This window comes from Lactobacillus sp. WILCCON 0149 (assembly GCF_057197965.1).
The window spans coordinates 347,039-367,397 of sequence record NZ_JBUBHO010000001.1 but is presented as its reverse complement, the minus strand read 5'-3'; the positions used below and the strand labels follow the sequence as shown (position 1 = coordinate 367,397).

Here is a 20,359-nt window from a genome sequence, read left to right as displayed (position 1 = left end):
CGACTATCCCAGTAATTCACCGTACATCCATTGGTACTTGCTTGCTGAGTTCTTCCAGGAGAAGTCAGACCGCATGGCAGTTCTTTGTGCCTTGGCCCACTTGTCCTTTTCATGGTAAAGTTCCAGCATCTTCTTGATGGCTTCAACCATTTGGTAGCCGCTGAATTCGCGGAAGCCAAAGCCGGTGCCTTCGTTCTTGGTCTTGTCGTAAACCCAGACCGTGTCGGCCAAACCGCCGATTTGGTGAACGATTGGCAAGGTCCCGTAGCGCAGGCTGATCAATTGTGACAAGCCGCATGGTTCAAAGGCGGATGGCATCAAGAAGGAGTCGGCCCCAGCGTAGATCTTTTGCGCCAGGTTGACGTCAAAGGCCAGGATCAGCTTGAACTTGTCCGGGTAGCGGCTGGCAATGTCGCTTAAGGCATGTTCGTAGTACTGGTCCCCGCTGCCCAAGATAACTACTTGCAAGTCAAACTGGAGAATGTTATCCAGTTCTTCCAAAAGCAGCTGGCAGCCCTTTTGAGCAGTGAGGCGGCTGACCATCCCGATAACCGGGGTGGTTGGCGCTACCGGCAGGCCAACCTGCTTTTGCAGGTCAGTCTTGTCGCGGCGCTTGTGCTTCAGGTGGTTGACGTCGTAGCGGACCTTGATGACCGGGTCAGTAGCCGGGTTGTACTTTTCAAAGTCAATCCCGTTCAAGATGCCGACCAGCTTAAAGTTGACTGACCGCAAGATGCCGTCTAAGCCTTGGCCGAATTCTGGCGTTTGGATTTCTTCAGCATAGGATGGGCTGACCGTGGTTACCCGGTCGGCGTACAAGATCCCGGTCTTCATCCAGTTGACGTCATTGTTGAAGCGGACGGTCCCGTTGTCAAACCATTCATAGCCCAGGCCGAAGAAGTTCGGCAGGGTCTTGGCATCGTACTTGCCTTGGAATTCCAGGTTGTGGATGGTCAAGACAGTCTTGATGCCGCGGTAGGCGTCCACGAAGCCCCACTTTTCTCTGAGCAGGAATGGAATGAAGGAAGTGTGGTAGTCGTTGCAGTGCAGGATGTTCGGCACGAAGTTGAAGCGCTCCATCATCATGATCACGGCCTGCTGGAAGAAGGCGTAGCGTTCGCCATCGTCGTAGTAGCCGTAGATGCCTGGCCGCTTGAAGTAGTATTCGTTGTCGATGAAGAAGTACTTGACCCCGTTCATTTCCAGGGTGAAGATCCCGCAGTATTGGTTCCGCCAGCCAACTGGAACATAGAAGTTGCCTTGGTATTCCAGCTTTTCGCGGTATTCCTGCGGCATGTCCTGGTAAAGAGGCAAAGCCACGCCGACTTCATCGCCGTCCTTGGCCAATTGGTTGGGCAAAGAGCCCAAGACGTCGCCTAAACCGCCAGTCTTAAAGAAGGGCGCACATTCGGCCCCGACAAATAAAACTCTCACGTTTTTTCCTCCCGATTAATCCAGTACAAAGTCCTTGCTGATGACGCTGCCCTTCTTGATGACAACAGGGCTGTCAGGCTTACCCTTGACGGTCACGCCCTTTTCAATCACCACATTCTTGTCCAGGATGGCGTATTCAACGTCAGATCCGCTCTTGAGCTTGCAGTTGGCCATGATTACGGAATTCTTGGCAACAGAATCCTTAGCAAAGTTTACTCTTCTGGAAACGACGCTGTTCTTGACTTCACCCTTGACCGTGCAACCAGTGGCAATCAAAGTGTTCTTGACGTCAGATTCCTTGTCGTAGTAAGTGCCGACTTCGTTTCTGATCCGGGTGATGATCTTTTGATTGCCGTAAAGCAGGGAGTCGCGCTTGTCCTTTTCCAGCATGTCCAAGTTGGCCTCGTAGTAGCTGGAAATGTCGTGGATGTTGCGCAGGTAGCCGGTGTATTCGTAAGCGTTGGCCTTTTCCTTAACAGTCAAGGCTGCCAGACGTTCCGCAACGTCATAGGAAGCCCCGCTCTTTTGGGCCTTTTCCAGTTCGTGAATCAGCCAGTCAGTGTTCATGACATAAACATTAGCTGACAGGTTAACCGGACCTTCACCAGTCAATTCGATGGCTTCTCTTTGTTCAATGACGATATTGTCATCACTTAAGACAAAGGTGTGGTCATCTGGCGCAATGTCTTTTTGGTCAACCCGCTTGAAAACAGGGGTAATCCGGTTTTCGTTTGATTGGTGGAAGTGGAGGATAGCCTTGAGGTCAAAGTTAGCCGCCATCTTATTGCCGATGAAAACAGTGTATGGCATCTTGCAGGTCTTAAGGAAGAGGATCAAGTCATCAAAGTAGTTTTCCCCTCTTGACCGCCGCCGCATCAAGTTCTGGTAGAAGTCCAGGTATTCGTAAGAGCCGATCGTGTCCAAGCCCCATTCCTTGCCCCCGCCCAGGTGGTCCAGGTAAGAACGGACCTTTTCCTGGCTGATCAAGGTGTAGACGTGGTTGATATCGGCGTTGACGATGCTGGAGAGGGCAAAGTCCATCAAGCGGTACTTGCCGGCAAAGTAAAGAGTTGACAGGGCTCTTTCATCGGTCAGCGGCTTCAGCTGGCTGTATTCGTGCTGGTTGCTGAAGATTGCACACATCTTACTTGTTTTCATTTGGTAACACTCCAATCTTTTCCTTGTTGCCGACTACGGCAATTTCCCCATTTTCTTCACCAACGACAGAATTGCTGCCGATCACGGCGCCTTCACCAACGATAGCCTTGGTGATCTTGACGTTCTTGCCGATCTTGGCGCCCGGCATGATGACTGAGTCAACAATCTCGCTGCCGCGCTGGACGTCAACGTTGGCTGAGATGATTGAGTGCTTGATCGTCCCGTCAATGTAGCAGCCGTCAACGATCATGGAGTCAGTAACTTCGGCGTTTTCCGTAATCATTTGCGGAGCGTCAATGGTGTTCTTGGAGTAGATCCGCCAGCTGCGGTCGTCCAGGGCCAGGCCGTCAGAGCCGTCCAGGAATTCCATGTTGGCTTGCCAGAGAGAGTCGATGGTGCCGACGTCCTTCCAGTAGCCTGAGAACTGGTAAGAGAAGACTCTTTCGTCGCTCTTCAGGTAGTAAGGGATGACGTCCTTGCCGAAGTCGACCATGTCATCGGCAGTCGCAAAGCCCGCGGTCAAAACGTCGCGCAGCCGCTTCCAGTTGAAGATGTAGATCCCCATTGAAGCGTGGTTGCTCTTTGGCTCAGCTGGCTTTTCTTCGAATTCGATGATCCGGCCGCTGGAGTCGGTGTTCATGATCCCGAAACGCGGCGCTTCTTCCCAAGGCACGTCGATAACAGCAACAGTCAAAGAAGCGTGGTTCTTTTCATGTTCTTCCAGCATGTCGGCGTAGTCCATCTTGTAGATGTGGTCACCGGACAGGATCAAGACGTATTCTGGGTCCTGGCTGTCGATGTAGTCGATGTTTTGGTAGATGGCGTGGGCGGTCCCTTCAAACCACTTGCTGCCGCCGTTGTCCGTGTATGGCTGCAGGATAGTGGCGCTGGAGTTCAAGCCGTCCAGCCCCCAGCTGGAACCGTTGCCGATGTGGTTGTTCAGCCGCAGTGGTTCATATTGGGTGATGATGCCGACATTGCGCACGCCGGAGTTGGCGCAATTGCTCAGCGGAAAGTCGATGATCCGGTAGCGGCCGCCGAATGGCACGGCCGGCTTAGCTTGATTGGCGGTCAGTTTGCCCAGCCGGGTCCCCTTGCCCCCGGCTAAAATTAAACCTAGCATTTTTGTACTCATGGTAAAAAATCCTTCCCTACTTAATCTTTTATCTTTAATCTTTTATCACATTACATCAACGTTTCTTCGAACGCTTTCTCTTGATCGTTACCTGGTCAGGCTTGATGATCATGGCACTGAAGCCTGGCAGGTCAACAGAAATCTGGTAGTCGAAATCCTTGAATTTCTCCTCTGTGGTAGCCATTTCCTGTGGTTTCGCGGTCCAGTCGCCGCCAAATTCACTGCGTGAGCTGTTGAGGACCTCCTTATAGGTCCCTGGGTAAGGCACGCCGACTTTAAAGCTGTCACGCTGAACCGGCGTGAAGTTGAGCAGAACGATCAGGAAATCATGCCGCACCTTTCCTTGTCTGATGAAGGAAAGGACGGACTGGTCGCGGTTGTCCGCGTCAATGATTTGGACTGACCGGTCTTCCTGTTCCAATTGCCACAAAGCCGGTTCATTCAAGTAAAAGTGGTTCAATTCCCGGTTGAACTTGAGCATCTTGGCGTTTAATTCATCACTTAAAGAAGACCACTCCAAGCCTTCTTGGTAACGCCATTCCAGATACTGGCCGAATTCCCCGCCCATGAAGAGCAATTTCTTGCCCGGGTAGGTCATCAGCATGGTGTTCAAGTTCCGCAGCTGAGCAAACTGGTCTGGCCGGGCACCGAACATCTTGTTCATCAAGCTGCGCTTGCCGTGGACGACTTCGTCATGCGACAGCGGCAAGATGAAGTTCTCACTCATCCGGTACATGAATGAGAAAGTAGACAAGTCAAAATTGTCTTTGCGGAAGTAAGGGTCCATGGAATAGAAGCGGAGCTCATCATTCATCCAGCCCATATTCCACTTGTAGTCAAAGCCCAGACCCCCGTCTTCGACCCGGCCGGTGATCTTGACTTGGGAAGAACTTTCTTCCGCGATCAAGATTCTTTCCGGGTGCATCCCCTTGATCGTCTTGTTGAACTTGTGCAGGAACTCAATCCCTTCAATATTGCGGTTGCCGCCGTACTGGTCAGGCTTCCACTCGCCCGGTCCCCGGTCATAGTCGCGGTAAAGCATGTTGGACACCGCGTCAACTCTGAGCCCGTCCAGATGGTAGTATTCCAGCCAGAAGAGGGCGCTTGACAAGAGGAAGGACTGCACTTGCGGCTTGCCCAGGTCAAAGTTCAAGGCGCCCCAGCCCTTGTTCTGGGCCCGCCAGCCTTCTTCAAATTCGTAGCAAGGTGTCCCGTCGTAGTAGGCCAAAGCATCGTTGTTAATGCAGAAGTGGCCTGGCACCCAGTCAGCCAGAACACCGATGTTTTCCTTGTGGCAGGCTTCCACGAAATCCTGCAGATCCCGCGGCTCTCCGTAAGCCCGCTCCAAGGCAAAGTAGCCGGTGGTCTGGTAGCCCCAGGAAGCATCCAGCGGGTGGGCAGTCAAAGGCAAGAATTCAATGTAGTTAAAGCCCTGTTCCTTAACGTAGGGAATCAATTCCTTTTGCAAGTCGCGCAAGGTATAAAGACTGCCGTCCTCATGCTGCTTCCAGGAGCTGGCATGCACTTCATAGATGTTGATTGGCCGGGCAAAGTGGTTTGACCGCTTGTGCCAGCCAAACCAAGCCCCGTCAGTCCACCGCTTTTCCGGCAAGTTGCTTACCACGGTAGCATTGCCTGGCCGGTGTTCATATTCCAAGGCCATCGGGTCAAATTTCATGACCTCTTCCCCGCCTGCTTGCTTGACTAAGAATTTGTAAAGCTGGCCAGGCTGGGCACGGTCAGTTTCAATAGACCAAACTCCATAAGCGTTTTGCCGCATGGGCAGGTCTTTCTCCCAATTGTTGAAATCGCCGACCAGCCAGACTTGCTGTGCTTTAGGCGCCCAGACGCGAAAGGCATAGCCATTTCCAGCCGCGTGACAGCCAAGATAATTTTGCAGATAAAATTCATTGCCAGCGGCAAAGTTCTGTAAATGTTGCTCCAGCTCGTCCATTTCTTACCTCACTTCCTATAAAAACATCACCATTTATTCATAAAGACATCAAATCATTTTCGCGTCAACGCTGTAAGCGTTTTTCGCCTACTTACATTATAAGCCTTTTTTGGTATTTTTCAGTATAAAAAATGACATTTCTCAAAAAAACGTTTTCTTTCTGCCAAAACTAGATTCTATCTAGCTTCACGCTTATTTTTTGGTCGAAAAATCGAACGATTCGAGCAGCTTATAAAGTGTGTAGTTTTACAAATAAATGATACCATATTCTTATTTTGCTTTCATTTGATTGCTAAAACAATTTAAAGCGCTTTCTATATTGTGAATATTATGTTCTTTGCCATTTAAAGGCTGGGTCTTTTTCATATACTTGTATCGTATTTCTTTTTTCTAAAATTATTACATTCTTTCAATACTGTTTCAACAAGGATTTTGTACATTCCGAATCTGATAAACAAATAACGAGCGCCAGTAAGGGATATAAAATGAAAAGCCGCCGGCTAAGGCCGGCAGCTTTGTTAATCATTTAGTTATTAAGTCCCTGGTAGACCATTTTCCCAATCCAAAATAGGATGAATAACCAGAAAATAATAATCGGCAAGGCATAGTACCATTTCTTCGGTTTTCCGCTCTCCCACATCCCCTGGCTCTTGTCCAGACAGTCCTGCCAGACGTCCTCGGTAATCAACTTGATGGTCAAAGCAGCCAGAAGAGGCAGGATTAAAAGATCGTCTAAATAACCAATTACCGGGATAAAATCAGGGATTAGGTCGACGGGTGACAAGGCATAGGCCACGGTCAAGAAGGCAAGGAGCTTGGCCAGCCAGGAGGTTCGTCGGTCTTTAAGGGCGAGAAAGAGGGCCGGGAGTTCAACTTTGACTCTGGCGGCCAGGGCTTGGAGCTTTTTCTTCATGATATCCTTTCGCTTTAATGTTCAGCCTGCTTGATCTGATCACCCAAGCTGGCGAGGTCAAAATCGGCCTGCATGAAGTCGGCGTTGCTAGTTGGCAGGTGGAGGTTAAAGTCACTAAAAGGCGTAAGGCTGAGCTCGCCTTCAGCCAGCTCTAGGTCCAGAACGTGCCCGCCTAAGGCATGGTCGCCACTTAAATAGTGGAGGTGGAAACCACTGGAAGCAATCCCCTGGTAGAGGTCGGGAGCGTAGTAACCGATTAAGGTGCCAGTCGTGTTTTTACCTTCAAAGATGGCCTGCTGGTCAGCAACTTCAGTTAAGCCTGGGTATGGCTTTTCCTGCTTGAAGACGGTCCGGGTCTTCATTTTGGCAAAAGTGCCAGTGAGTTTAACGGCATAGAAGATATTGTTCATCCCCTGCCCTTTCAGATAGGCTTCAAGTTCTGGCAAAGATAAGCCACTTACCTTTTGGCCAGGAGTTTTCTGGTCAAAGTGGACGCAGGCAAAGGGCGTTTTGATGTTGCCGGACAGGGCTTCGACGGTCCCGTCCCGGCGGATGGTATAGGCTGTGCCGTCAAGGATGACCATTTCACCGTCCAGGCCGCTGCAGGTGCCGATTCCGCTATCGCCATGATTCAGTAATTCTTCGAGAGACATGGTCCCGTCAAAGAGGCCAGCGACCAGCATAGCTAATGTGCCGTGCTGGAAAAGTTTTGCTTCCTTGCTCATTTTTCCTCCTAAAAACTAGTAATCAAGTTCGCCGGCATGGTGAATCTGCTGGCGGTGCTTCAAGTTAAAGCCAAGGGCCTCCAGGGCGTGGCTATTCTGCTGGTAGGTCAAGGCGAAGAGGTCGATCAAGCCAGCGTCAGTGTTCAGCTCGTAGACGAAGGCAGATTCGTTCTCGGGGATAAAGAGGGACTGGCGGCTTTCCAGAGTGTCGTCTTCTGAGAAAGAATAGTCATCAATGACACCCTGCAGAAGCAGGCAAGGTCCATCTTTTCTGCAGCCAGCAGGGATCGCCTGGTAGACCGCGTCTTGGTTGCGGCGATTGTAAATGACGTCGACGTCAAAGTTTTCCCGGAGGTCAGCGCTATCGATAAAGAAGCGGTGCATCTGCCGGGCCTGCTGGTAAAAGGAGCGCCAGAAGGCAGCTTTTTCCTCTCCGCTTAAGCCAGCAAGTCTTTCAGAGATGCTGTAGCTCAGGATTTCGCTAGGATCAATCTCCAGGTCTTCCAGGTAGTCGTTGTCGTATTCATTGTTGTAGTCAGTCATTTTTATCACCCCGCCTTTCTTAAATTACATAGTTATGCTTTAAAGCTCTTTTGTCAATCCTAAATATGTTAAGCCTGCGAAAAAACAGGAAAAAGACGAAAAAAGACGTGACCTGTTAAAAAACAGAATCACGTCTTGAAAAGCAGTTAGCTTTTTTAAAGAAAGAGATTAATTCTTGCGTTTCTTGTCGATAGCGAGGCCGAGCAGAGCGGTCAAGGCCATTACGCCGAGGCCGAGGACTGACAGAGCACGGGACTTGTCAGTTGCTTCACCGGTCTGCGGCAGTTTGGCTTGCGCGTTTTGCTTCAGACTAGCAGTTTGCTTGCTTGAGCCAGTTGAGAAGGCAGTAGCGTTCGGAGTAGCTGGAGCGGTCTTGCCCTTCTTGCCTGGCAGGGTTGGACTGTTTGGACCAGTTGGCGCGGATGGAGCCCCCTTCTTGCCCGGCTTGTTCTTGCTTGGCTTAGACGGAGTCACGCTCTTAGTGTAAGGAACAGGAGTATCCTTGGTTGGGTCTTCCGGAGTTACCTTTGAAACGTCAGTCGTGTAGCCTAAGACATCTGGCGTTGGTTCATTTGGAAGCACCTTGGATGGATCGCTTGGATCGTTCTTGTAGCTTGGAGTTTCAGCACCTGGAATTGGGTTGCCGTCCTTGTCTACTGGAACAATCTTACCGATCTTCTTGTAGGTGAAGACGGCGGTCTTGTCGCTGTCACCAAAAGTACCAGTCGTGTCAGTCGTCTTGACCAATACGTAGCCAGTGATTACCTTGGCATCCTTAGTTACATCATACTTGTCACCGGACTTGTAGTCAGTGCCCTTGGATACGCTAGATTCAAGATCATTGCCGTTTTCGTCCACAAACTTCTCAGTCAAGCCGTACTTAGCTGCTGGAGTTTCGTTCTTCGTGTAAGGAACAGGAGTATCCTTAGTCGGATCTTCTGGAGTTACATTTGGAACATCAGTCTTGTAGCCTGGTACAGATGGAGTTGGCTCATTTGGAACCACCTTAGATGGGTCATCTGGGTCGTTCTTGTAAGTTGGCGTATCAGCACCTGGAATTGGGTTACCGTCCTTGTCTACTGGAACAATCTTACCGATCTTCTTGTAGGTGAAGACTGCAGTCTTGTCGCTGTCACCAAAAGTACCAATCGTATCGGTCGTCTTAACCAATACGTAGCCAGTAATCACTTTAGCATCCTTAGTTACATCGTACTTGTCACCAGACTTGTAGTCAGTGCCCTTGGATTCGCTTGGTACAAGATCGTTGCCGTTTTCGTCCACGAACTTCTCAGTCAAGCCGTACTTAGCTGCTGGAGTTTCGTTCTTAGTGTAAGGAACCGGAGTGTCCTTAGTCGGATCTTCTGGAGTTACATTTGGAACATCAGTCTTGTAGCCTGGTACAGATGGAGTTGGCTCATTTGGAACCACCTTAGATGGGTCATCTGGGTCGTTCTTGTAAGTTGGCGTGTCGGCGCCTGGGATTGGGTTGCCCTTTGGATCTACTGGAACGATCTTACCAAGTTTCTTGTAAGTGAAGACGGCAGTCTTGTTGCCATCAGTGAAGGTACCAGTCGTGTCGGTCGTCTTAACCAATACGTAGCCAGTGATTACCTTGGCATCCTTAGTCACGTCGTACTTGTCGCCAGACTTGTAGTCAGTGCCCTTGCTTTCACTAGGTACAAGATCATTGCCGTTTTCGTCAACGAACTTTTCAGTCAAGCCGTACTTAGCTGCCGGAGTTTCATTCTTCGTGTAAGGAACCGGAGTATCCTTAGTCGGATCTTCTGGAGTTACATTAGGAACATCAGTCTTGTAGCCTGGGACAGTTGGAGTTGGCTCGTTTGGAACCACCTTAGATGGATCATCTGGGTCGTTCTTGTAAGTTGGCGTGTCAGCGCCTGGGATTGGGTTGCCATTTGGATCTACTGGGACGATCTTGCCAAGCTTCTTGTAAGTGAAGACTGCAGTCTTGTCACTCTTTTCGAAAGTACCAGTCGTATCAGTCGTCTTAACCAATACGTAGCCAGTGATTACCTTGGCATCCTTGGTTACGTCGTACTTGTCACCAGACTTGTACTCAGTCCCCTTGCTTTCGCTTGGTGAAAGTTCGTTGCCATCTACGTCCACGAACTTCTCAGTCAAGCCGTACTTATCCTGAGTGTAGACAACCGGAGTATCCTTGGTTGGATCTTCTGGCGTTACATTCGGAATATCGGTCTTGTAGCCAGGTACAGATGGAGTTGGTTCGTTTGGAACTACCTTGCTTGGATCTTCTGGATCGTTATTGTAGGTCGGAGTGTCTGCGCCTGGGATTGGGTTACCCTTTGGATCTACTGGAACAATCTTACCAAGCTTCTTGTAAGTGAAGACTGCAGTCTTGTCACTCTTTTCGAAGGTACCAGTCGTATCAGTCGTCTTAACCAATACGTAGCCAGTGATTGCCTTGGCATCCTTGGTTACATCGTACTTGTCGCCAGACTTGTACTCAGTACCCTTGGATTCGCTTGGTGAAAGTTCATTGCCTTCTTCGTCCACAAACTTCTCAGTCAAGCCGTACTTATCCTGAGTGTAGACAACTGGAGTGTCCTTAGTCGGATCTTCTGGAGTTACATTCGGAACGTCGGTCTTGTAGCCTGGTACAGATGGAGTCGGTTCGTTTGGAGTCACCTTAGTTGGATCATCTGGATCGTTCTCGTAAGTTGGCGTGTCGGCGCCCGGAATTGGGTTGCCCTTTGGATCTACTGGAATGATCTTGCCGACCTTCTTGTAGGTGAAGACAGCAAGCTTGCCACTATCCGTGAAGGTACCAGTCGTCCCTTCCGTCTTGACTAATACGTAGCCAGTGATTACCTTAGCATCCTTAGTTACGTCGTACTTATCGCCAGTCTTGTAGTCGCTGCCCTTGTCGACGCTTTCTGCAAGTTCATTGCCTTCTTCGTCAACAAACTTTTCAAGCAGGCCGTACTTGGTTTCTGGAGTTTCGTTCTTGGTGTAAGGAACCGGAGTATCCTTAGTCGGGTCATCCGGAGTTACGTTTGGAACATTAGTCGTCCAGCCTGGAACGCCTGGAGTTGGTTCGTTTGGAGTCACCTTAGTCGGATCGTCTGGGTCGTTCTTGTAGCTTGGCGTATCGGCACCTGGAATTGGGTTGTTATTTGGATCTACCGGAATGATCTTACCAACCTTTTTGTAGATGAAGGTAGCGGTCTTGTCACTCTTGTCGAAAGTGCCAGTCGTTTCATCCGTATCAACCAGAACGTAGCCAGTAATTACCTTGGCATCCTTAGTTACGTCGTACTTGTCACCAGTCTTGTACTCAGTACCCTTGCTTTCAGTTGGTGACAGTTCGTTGCCGTCTACATCGATGAACTTCTCAGTCAAGCCATACTTATCTTGAGTGTAGACAACTGGCTTATCCTTGGTTGGATCTTCTGGAGTTACGTTTGGAACCTCAGGAGTCCAACCTGGAACCGTTGGAGTTGGTTCGTTTGGAGTTACCTTAGTCGGATCATCTGGGTCATTCTTGTAGCTTGGCGTATCAGCTCCTGGGATTGGGTTATGATCCTTATCTACTGGAATGATCTTACCAACCTTCTTGTAGATAAAGGTTGCAGTCTTGTCGCTCTTGTCGAAGGTACCAGTTGTTTCATCCGTATCAACCAGAACATAGCCATTAATTACCTTGGCGTCCTTGGTTACGTCGTACGTATCACCAGTCTTGTAGTCGCTGCCCTTGGATTCGCTTGGTGAAAGTTCATTACCGTCTACATCGACAAACTTCTCAGTCAAGCCGTACTTGGTTTCCGGGGTCTTGACGTAAACAACTTCAGTATCCTCAGCTGGATCCTTCGGCGTTACCTTATCACCAACCTTGTTGTCTCTTGGCTCGTAGCCGTCAACCTTTGGAACAGTTGGGTCTACAACCTTGGTTGGGTCATTTGGATCAGTCTTGTAAGTTGGCGTATCAGTGTCCTTAATGTGAACACCTTCTTCGTCAACTGGGATCAGCTTGCCATTTGGCGTGTAAGTTACAGTTGCTTCAACATCTGGATTATCCGGAGTTGCAGTCAAGCCACCTTCACTCTTCTTGTCGGCGTGGTAGCCTTCAACTACCGGAGTATCTTCAAAGCCGAAGGTCTTGCTGCCTTCCCATTCGCTAGTTGAGATTACCTTGCCAGTTACCTTATCGATCGTAACTGTCCGCGTGAAGGCTTCCTTTTGAGTTTGAACTTTGTCAGCTGGAGTCTTGTCACCTGCACCTACGTAGTGAATGGTTTGGGTAGCGTCCTTAACCAGGTTCTTCCGGTCAGTTTCTTCACCATAAACTGGACTGTTCGGGTCATTAGGGTTGATCGGGTTACCTGGAGTTACTGGGTTCGGGTCATTTGGCGTGATGGTCTGAGTCTTGTGCTTCAGGTGAACTTCAAAGTTGTTGCCTTCCTTAGCGTAGACTGTGCTGCCGTCTGTGAAGTCGTTAGAAACCAGTTCGTAGCCCTTGTTTTCGTAGTATTCGATTTCCTTTGCAGTAGTGTAGTTGATCTTTGAGCCAACCTCACCGCTTGGCAGAGCATCTTCATCAAGAGTGACTTTTGTCGTATCGTCAATGTACTTGATCGTACCAGATACAACCATCGGGTTATTGCTGTAGACAACCTTTTCAGTCAAGTCAGCTTGGCCTGGCACTACAGTTTCCTTAGATACAGTGGTCTTGTCAACATGGTCAAAGCCAAGAGTCTTTGGATCAGTTGACTTAACTTCGTCAAGATCTGCGCTAAGTGGCTTCCAAGCGCGGTTAGGATCGTCAGTATCAACCTTACCGTCATTGTCAGTATCGTAGCCAAGGGTCTTGCCAGTTACCTTGTCAACGATTGCAGTCCGCTCAAACGTTACGCTTTGTACGTATGAACTCTTGCCATCTGGAGAACCGTTGACTGGGTTGTCCTTAGCGTCAACGTACTCGATAGTCCGGGTAACAGTATTTCTCAAGTCTTTTTCAGTCAAGCCGTCTGGGTAAGTTACGTCTCCGCCAGGGATGATCGGCTCGCCTGGGTTCTTCGGATCTTCTGGCGTTACTGGAACAGTTTGGTGAGTCAAGTGAACGACAAAGTCATTGCCTGTCTTAGCATAAGTTTGAGTACCATCGGCAAAGTTGTTTGAAACAAGCGCGTAGCCCTTAGCTTCGTATTTCTTGATCTTGTCTGCAGTAGTGTAGTTGATAGTTGAACCTACAGTACCCTTTTCAAGATCTTCGCTGCTCAAGGTTTGGCCAGTAATATCGTCAACGTACTTGATTGTGCCAGTTACAACTTGAACATAAGGTACTTGAGTGTCCTTGGATGGATCTTCTGGAGTTACCTTATCGCCAACCTTGTTGTTCTTTGGCTGGTAGCCATTAACCTCTGGAACCGTTGGATCCAAGACCTTGGTTGGGTCAGTTGGATCAGTCGTGTAAGTTGGCGTGTCAGTACCTGGGATTTGCTTACCTTCTTCATCAACTGGGATCAACTTACCGTTTGGAGTGTAGGTTACGGTTGCTTCTACATCCGGGTTATCGACAGTTGCGGTCAAACCACCAGCATCCTTCTTGTCTGCGTGGTAGCCTTGGACCACTGGAGTGTTTTCAGTATCAAAAGTTTTAGTACCAGTCCAGTCAGTGCTCTTGATTACTTCACCAGTTACCTTATCGATCGTGTCAGTCTTGCTAAAGGCATTCTTCTGAGTTTGAACCTTGTCAGCTGGAGTCTTATCACCAGCACCAACGTAGTGGATAGTTTGAGTTGCATCCCTATACGTTGTTTTTTCTTCAGTTGCGTGCTTCAAGTGAACAACAAAGTCGTTGCCAGTCTTAGCATAGGTTTGCGTACCATCAGTAAAATTGTTTGAAACAAGTTCATAGCCTTGAGCTTCGTAGCTCTTAATCTCGTCTTCAGTCTTGTAGTCGATGACTGAACCGATCTTACCAGCCTTCAAATTGTCGCTGTCAAGTTCTTTACCGGTAGTATCGTCAATGTACTTAATCGTGCCTGAAACAGGGTTGTTGCTGTAAGTTACGGTAACAGGAGTAACAGCTTGATCTGGCGTAACTACGAGTGATTCAACAGTAGACTTGTCGACATTGTCGTAGCCTACTTCGCTAGGCTTCTTCGAATCAACCGCCGCCAAAGTCTTTTCGGTTGGCATCCATGCACGGTCTGCACTTTCAGTGTCGACCTTGCCATCGTTGTTAGTGTCGTAACCAAGGATCTTGCCAGTTACCTTGTCAACGATAGCAGTCCGAGTGAATTCAGCAGTTTGTTCGTATGAGCTAGTACCATCTGGCGAACCGTTAACTGCGTTGCCGTCTTCGTCAACGTAGTTGATAGTCCGAGTTACACTAGCATTCAAGTCATTCTTTGACACGCCATCTGGATAAGTCACATCACCCTTAGGGTTAATCTTGTCAGTAGTAGTCTTCGGATCCGTTGGCTTTACCGGCGTAGTCTGGTGGCCATAGTATACCTTTTCCGTCACATCGGTAGTATTGTGATCAACCGTTACCGCAGCAATTGAAGCTCTGTCTGGTGCAGTGTAGCCGTAGTCTGACAGATTTGCAGAGTCCTGTTGAGTCCAGGTTTTCTGTTCAATCGTGTAACTTGAACCATCAGCTGAAACGGTACCATAACCAATGAAGTTGTTTTGGTCATCGTAGATCTTGTTTCCAGTCAACGTTACGCTCTGTTTAACCGTCGGCTCTAAGTTCTCTGGAATCGGGTTGCCAGTCACACTGTCATAGTATTTGATCGTCCGAGTTACTGTCTTAGAATCACCTGCTTCAGTGTGATATTTAACCTGTTCGTATACGTAGTAAACGTCGTTAACCGTGTTGGAAATGATCGTACCAGTAGCGTCTGATGGGGTCAAAGTGTAAGTATAGCCATTGACGTCAGTCGTTCCTGCAGTCCCCAAAGACTTGTCACTCTTAACATAACGATAAGTCTTACCGTTCACAGTAATGGTTGCTGGTCTGTAAGTTGAGCCGGTTACATCATATGCCGTGCCAGTATCAGAATTCTTATACGCAGTGACTGGCGTTTGGATTGCCGTACCATCACTAGTTACGTAGTTTACTCGTACTTGGCCTTGTGGAGCGTAGTAGTAGTCAACTGGAGATTGACCTTCTGGGTTAATGTTGAGCAATAACCAGTTAAATACGTACTTGCCCACCATTTGCTCATCGGTAAAGCCAGCAGCCTTGACCGCTTCGTCTGGAATAGCAAATGCTCCCTTTTCGTGAGAACCATTATAATTTGCAAGATTATTACCAGTAGTAGACCATTCACCAGGCTTCAGCTCTTCACTAGTAAAGACAACCTTCCAAACGTCAGGATTATTAATATCATCAAGGCTCGCACCATTTAGAGCCATGCGAATACTGATAATGCTACTACCGTCAGTACTCGTGATCAAACTCGTCCGAACCATTTGAATGTAATTTGAATACTTTCTTGGAGTTGGAACTAAAAGATCACCGACTGTATAGCTACGCTTTAAAGTGCTAGTTGTTTCAGAAGGGACGGATACCAAGTCATAACCACCGAAATCACGCAGACCTGACGCGGTATAGATTGAACCCGGTCTACCGGTTTCATCGTATGTTGCTAATACAGTTTCGTTACCGGCAGCGTCCTTTGCAATGTAGCGTGTTTCAATAGTACTTGCATCCGGATAATTGAAACTGATAGAGGTCCCAGAAGTTTGATTATCGCTGTCTGCTTGATATACAGCCGTAGAGTACATTGGACCATTATTAGCATCAATTGGGCTGGCATCAAATTTAATAGCCTTTGTAGTTACACCATTGACAACATTTTCTGCATATGAGTATTGGAACGGATTACCGTTTGTAGAATTTAATGCATCAATGGTCTTGTTTAAATCACCCGGCTTGGCTGAGCTTTCCCAAAGAACTGTGTCTTGATCAGCGTCAACCAATTGAATATAAACAGTATCATCATATACCCCATTGGTAGCTTTAGCAGCCGTTGATACCCGGATGTAGTAATTGACATTATACGTTTGGTTATAGCTGGTATAGCCAGATTGATTAATTGGCCCTAAGCTAAGAATCCCAAAAGTGTAACGTCCCTCAGTTGGGTCAGCCTTGTAGCCACTAGGAATCTTTTTTGCAGAGTTGTCAAGTAACAGACTTGCCCCGTGGGCATCACTCATCGCTGGATCAACATCGCTGTCAGTCAGCCCCTTTGCTTTGCCTTCAGTAGTAATCTCACCGCTTGAAGAAGCCGCATCATCCGTAGAAGTTGTGGTGTCAGTCGTAGCCGTAGTAGCCGCTGCCAACTTTACTGACTTAAGTGCTGAAGCCTTAGCCACCTTAGAAGCAGTCAAAGCATTAGCGTCAGCTGTTTCGCTAGTGGCCGTTTGCTCTTGACTATTTTCTTCGCTGGTGGCCGTGGCTGGAGTCGTGCTTTCACTGATAGCCGTACTTGCCTTTTCACTAGCTTCACTCGTTGCAGTGCTGGTCTTACTTGCTTCACTAGTTGCGGTGCTCTCCTTAGCCGCTTCACTAGTCACCGTTTCCTTACTTGCAGTTTCACTGCTTAGAGTCGTTTCTGCCGCTGCTGACTCACTAGTCGCGGTTGAGTTTACAGCTTCGCTGGCCGTACTTGCTGCTTCACCAGTCGCATTGCTGCTTGCTTCGCTAGTCGCCGTAGAAACAGTAGCTTCACTAGCTGCAGTCGTCTGAGCACTACTTGCCTTATCCGTGCTCGTCACCTTAGTCTCAGTAACCGTTACTGCCGACTGGTCTGTCGTATCCGCTGATACAGGACTCCCCCAAGCATAAGTCAAAAAAGACAAGCCCAGCAAAACTGAAGCGGCACCAAAGCTGTATTTTCTGATACTAAAACGCTGCTTGGAGTCGCTCATTCGTTGTTCTTGAAGATGCCGATTGTTCTTTGATAACATGCTTACACCTCTTAGACAAAACTAGCCATTTTCTAGAAATAGCTCACAACAGGTTCACTTGCCATCACTCATCCAAATTGTATTGAGCAATTAGCCAACTCTATAGCCTATATTTTCCACACAGAAGTACACACATTTAGTCATAAAATTTCTGCATCCCTCTCTCTCGTCATAATTTCTCACTAAACTTTTTTCTTCAAATTTAGAATAGCTTACTATACCTAAGATAAAATAGTCATCATTATTTAATTCACCACGAGTTAGCTATGTCTTAAGTACATGCTTATCCTATTTAAGTCTATTTTACCGCCTTTTCATTTCTTTGTTAACCGGTTACACTAATGATTTTCATGCAAAATCTAAGTAAAAAATAAAAATCCATAAGCTTACCTGCTTATGGATTCACAAATATTAAGATGCGTGAGTTATAATGAAATCAAAAGCTCTGGTTGGCAAAATAGCGTGCGCGAAGACCAATGGCTTGGCCCCAAAACCAATCAAATAACGAGGGCGTGGCCGGCGAGCGTTAACTGCCCGGCTGATCGCCCGAGTCACAACCTTTGGGTTGCTCATCATGTTGCCGCTGTACTGCTTGTGCATCCCTGCCGCAACCTTATTGGCAGTCTCTTCATAAGCGCCGCCCTTGGCTGATTCTGCCAGGTGATCAGCCGCGATATGGCCCCAGTTGGTCTTAATGCCGCCTGGCTCAATCAATACAACGTTGATCCCAAACTGCTTGGTTTCCATCCGCAGGGCGTCGCTGAAGGCTTCAACCGCGTACTTAGTCGCGTGGTACCAGCCGCCCATGAAGGAAACAATCCGGCCGCCCATGGAAGAAATGTTGATGATGGTTCCTAAATGCTGAGCCCGCATGTATGGCAAAACTGCCTTAGTCAAAGCTGCCAGACCAAAGAGGTTGACGTCAAACTGCCTTTTAGCTTCAGTCAAGTCCACGTCTTCGATCGCGCCATAGCTGCCGTAACCCGCGTTGTTGACCAAAACATCGATGCGGCCTTCCTGGTTGATGATCTCTTCAATCGCTTCTCTGCAGGAGCTTTCATCAGTCACGTCTAGGTGAATTGGGGTTACCCCGTATTCCTTCAAAGACACCATCTTTTCTACCCGGCGGGCTGCCCCGTAGACCTTGTTGCCCTGCTGAGCTAATTTCTTGGCAGTTTCGTAACCCATCCCGCTGCTGGCACCAGTAATCAAAATAACTTTCTTTTCCATCTTCATTTACCTAGCTTTCTCTTGGCTTATTTTCTTAATTTCTGCTTCGTCTCTTGATTTGATGATTACAGTATATCTGCTCTAAGCAAAAAGCAGAACATCACTAGATGCCAGGGTAAAATCAATTCGTGCCATTCAAACTCTTTCAGCCGCCTGCCTGGTCTGCTGGCGGTAAGAAGTCGGCGACAGGCCCTTTTTAGCGGTAAAAATCCTGATGAAATAGGTATCATAGTCAAAGCCGACCGCCTCAGCAATTTCCGCTACCTTCATTCCGGTGTGCGTAAGCATCTGCGCGGCAATCTTCATCCGGTACCTGGTTAGGTACTCCATGGCCGTGCAGCCAAAGCGGTCTTTAAAAAGCTGGTTCAAAGTCACCCGGTTGATGCAGGCTTGTCTGGTCAGATCCTCCAGGCTGATTTTTTCATAGTAAGCCGAATAGATGTAGCTCAAAGCCAGGCTGACCGGGTCTTCCGCGGTCAAAGCGCTCAAATCCTCCGCCATGCTCAAGATCTGAATCAGGTACTTTTTGATCCTGCAGCACCACAACTCATCGCTCTGGGCTGCCACCTCCATCCCCATGATAAAGAACCATTCCCGGATCTGCTCGTAGATCTTATTTGGCAGCTCCCAGTATTTCTGCCTGGCATCCTTGGCAAACAGACGCTGGCCGGTCTTGAGCGCCAGATGGAATTCCTGGTCCGGCTCACGGCTGAACGGAGCCGTCTTCAAAAAAGCCTCGTCAAAGCTGAAGGATTGGGCCGCGAAATCCCCGCTGGCCGTCACCCGATCGGCCTCATTTAAGAAAAGCAGGGCCGGGGCCTTGACGGTAGCCGATTGGCCATTGATCTTCATTTTCGCCTTGCCATGAGTCAGCAAGGCCAGGCTCATAGCCCGGGGCGTCTCCAGCGCGGCGACCGGTTTGAATTCAATATTCAGCACCCGGTCCTTGTAGCGGTCTTTTTGCGGCATGACTTCCTCCTTAATTGACAGATTGTATAGTTCCTTTTTTCATATCCTTTATTATAAAACATCCCGGCCGTTCGTATAATGATAATCGTAAAGGCCAGCCAATCAAGCCGTTTCTCGGAACTATGAAGCAAACGGCGGCTAGCCGGAATTCGGATAAGAATCAAGGAGGATTACAAATATGTCAGTAAAAGTTGCCATCAATGGTTTCGGCAGAATCGGCCGTCTGGCCTTCCGGCAAATGTTTGGAGCTGAAGGCTATGAAGTAGTAGCCATCAACGACTTGACCAGCACGGAAATGCTGGCCTACCTGCTGAAATATGATACTACCCACGGCCAGTTCCCAGGTGACGTTTCATATAACGACCATGCCCTTCTCGTCAACGGGCAGGAAATCTCAGTCTATGCTGAAAAAGATGCCAGCAATTTACCTTGGGGCGAATTGCACGTTGACGTTGTGCTGGAATGCACTGGCTTCTACACTTCCAAGGAAAAAGCCAGCGCCCACCTGCAAGCCGGCGCCCGCAAGGTCGTCATTTCCGCTCCAGCTGGCAAGGATCTGCCAACTATCGTCTATAACGTCAACCACAAGAGTCTGACGGCTGACGACAAGATCATCTCTGCTGCGTCCTGCACCACCAACTGCCTGGCCCCGATGGCCCAAGCCTTGAATGACCTGGCCCCAGTCACCGGCGGGGTCATGACCACCATTCATGCCTACACCGGCGACCAAATGCTCTTGGATGGGCCGCAGAGAAAGGGCGTTTTGCGCCGGTCAAGAGCTGCTGGGCAAAACATCGTACCTGCATCTTCCGGTGCCGCTAAGGCTATCGGCCTGGTTATTCCTCAGCTGGACGGCAAATTGACTGGGGCAGCCCAAAGAGTGCCAGTAGCCACCGGGTCTTCCACCATCCTGGACGCCGTAGTCGACGGCGTAGTCACCGCTGAAGAAGTCAATGCCAAGATGAAGGCCAGTGAAACTGAATCTTTTGCCTACAACACTGACGAAATCGTTTCTTCAGATATCATCAACTCCCGGGCCGGGTCAATCTTTGATGCCACCCAAACCAAGACTATCCCAATGCCTGAAGGCAAGACCCTGGTTCAAGTCGTCAGCTGGTACGACAACGAAAATTCATACACTTCACAGATGGTGCGCACTATTCGTTACTTCGCCCAACTGTAAGTCCGCATCCCTCTTTAAGAACAACAAAAAGTCCGCTGCGTTTGCAGCGGACTTCTTTGATACTCTGAGTGCCAATTATTGGAATCGAACCAACGACCTTCTCTTTACGAGGGAGATGCTCTACCAACTGAGCTAAATTGGCAATTTATCAACT

Annotated in this window: 11 protein-coding genes and 1 tRNA gene; 1 reads left to right on the top strand and 11 read right to left on the bottom strand. The window is 48.7% G+C overall.

All coding sequences use genetic code 11. From position 1 onward, the window contains the following. Positions 1–3: 3 nt before the first annotated feature. The 10 genes from glgA to ACYVUV_RS01740 form a co-directional block, all read right to left on the bottom strand. On the bottom strand, positions 4–1,434 hold the full coding sequence (glgA, locus tag ACYVUV_RS01785) for a glycogen synthase GlgA (RefSeq protein WP_439775842.1): 1,431 nt from the start codon (positions 1,432–1,434) through the stop codon (positions 4–6). Between the two features lie 15 nt (positions 1,435–1,449). Further along, entirely contained in the window at positions 1,450–2,592 is a 1,143-nt protein-coding gene (gene glgD, locus ACYVUV_RS01780) for a glucose-1-phosphate adenylyltransferase subunit GlgD (RefSeq protein ID WP_439775841.1), read from the bottom strand. Then, positions 2,579–3,727, bottom strand: a complete 1,149-nt coding sequence (locus tag ACYVUV_RS01775) for a glucose-1-phosphate adenylyltransferase (protein ID WP_439775840.1) — start codon at positions 3,725–3,727, stop codon at positions 2,579–2,581. The genes glgD and ACYVUV_RS01775 overlap by 14 nt, the downstream gene beginning before the upstream one ends. A gap of 55 nt (positions 3,728–3,782) precedes the next feature. Then, on the bottom strand, positions 3,783–5,681 hold the full coding sequence (gene glgB / locus ACYVUV_RS01770; protein ID WP_439775839.1) for a 1,4-alpha-glucan branching protein GlgB: 1,899 nt from the start codon (positions 5,679–5,681) through the stop codon (positions 3,783–3,785). Between the two features lie 526 nt (positions 5,682–6,207). After that, positions 6,208–6,594 carry a YkvA family protein gene (locus tag ACYVUV_RS01765; RefSeq protein ID WP_439775838.1) on the bottom strand — a complete coding sequence of 129 codons (387 nt, stop codon included), beginning with the start codon at positions 6,592–6,594 and terminating at the stop codon, positions 6,208–6,210. Positions 6,595–6,608: 14 nt separating this feature from the next. Continuing rightward, positions 6,609–7,319, bottom strand: a complete 711-nt coding sequence (gene budA, locus ACYVUV_RS01760; RefSeq protein WP_439775837.1) for an acetolactate decarboxylase — start codon at positions 7,317–7,319, stop codon at positions 6,609–6,611. A gap of 15 nt (positions 7,320–7,334) precedes the next feature. Then, positions 7,335–7,862: a hypothetical protein gene (locus ACYVUV_RS01755; RefSeq protein ID WP_439775836.1), complete on the bottom strand. Its 528-nt coding sequence runs from the start codon at positions 7,860–7,862 to the stop codon at positions 7,335–7,337. A 168-nt stretch (positions 7,863–8,030) separates the two neighbouring features. Beyond that, positions 8,031–16,823 (bottom strand): mucin-binding protein, encoded by an 8,793-nt coding sequence (locus ACYVUV_RS01750; RefSeq protein ID WP_484498925.1) that lies wholly within the window; start codon positions 16,821–16,823, stop codon positions 8,031–8,033. Between the two features lie 411 nt (positions 16,824–17,234). After that, positions 17,235–18,053 carry an oxidoreductase gene (locus ACYVUV_RS01745; protein WP_484499364.1) on the bottom strand — a complete coding sequence of 273 codons (819 nt, stop codon included), beginning with the start codon at positions 18,051–18,053 and terminating at the stop codon, positions 17,235–17,237. 135 nt (positions 18,054–18,188) lie between these two features. After that, a complete protein-coding gene (locus ACYVUV_RS01740) occupies positions 18,189–19,022 on the bottom strand; it encodes a helix-turn-helix domain-containing protein (protein WP_439775526.1) in 834 nt (277 codons plus the stop codon). 178 nt (positions 19,023–19,200) lie between these two features. On the opposite strand from ACYVUV_RS01740, the gene gap reads away from it, so the two are divergent. Beyond that, positions 19,201–20,205 (top strand): type I glyceraldehyde-3-phosphate dehydrogenase, encoded by a 1,005-nt coding sequence (gene gap, locus ACYVUV_RS01735; RefSeq protein ID WP_439775527.1) that lies wholly within the window; start codon positions 19,201–19,203, stop codon positions 20,203–20,205. A 69-nt stretch (positions 20,206–20,274) separates the two neighbouring features. Here the strand turns inward: gap and ACYVUV_RS01730 are convergent. Beyond that, positions 20,275–20,347 (bottom strand) — tRNA-Thr (locus ACYVUV_RS01730). Between the last annotated feature and the right edge of the window lie 12 nt (positions 20,348–20,359).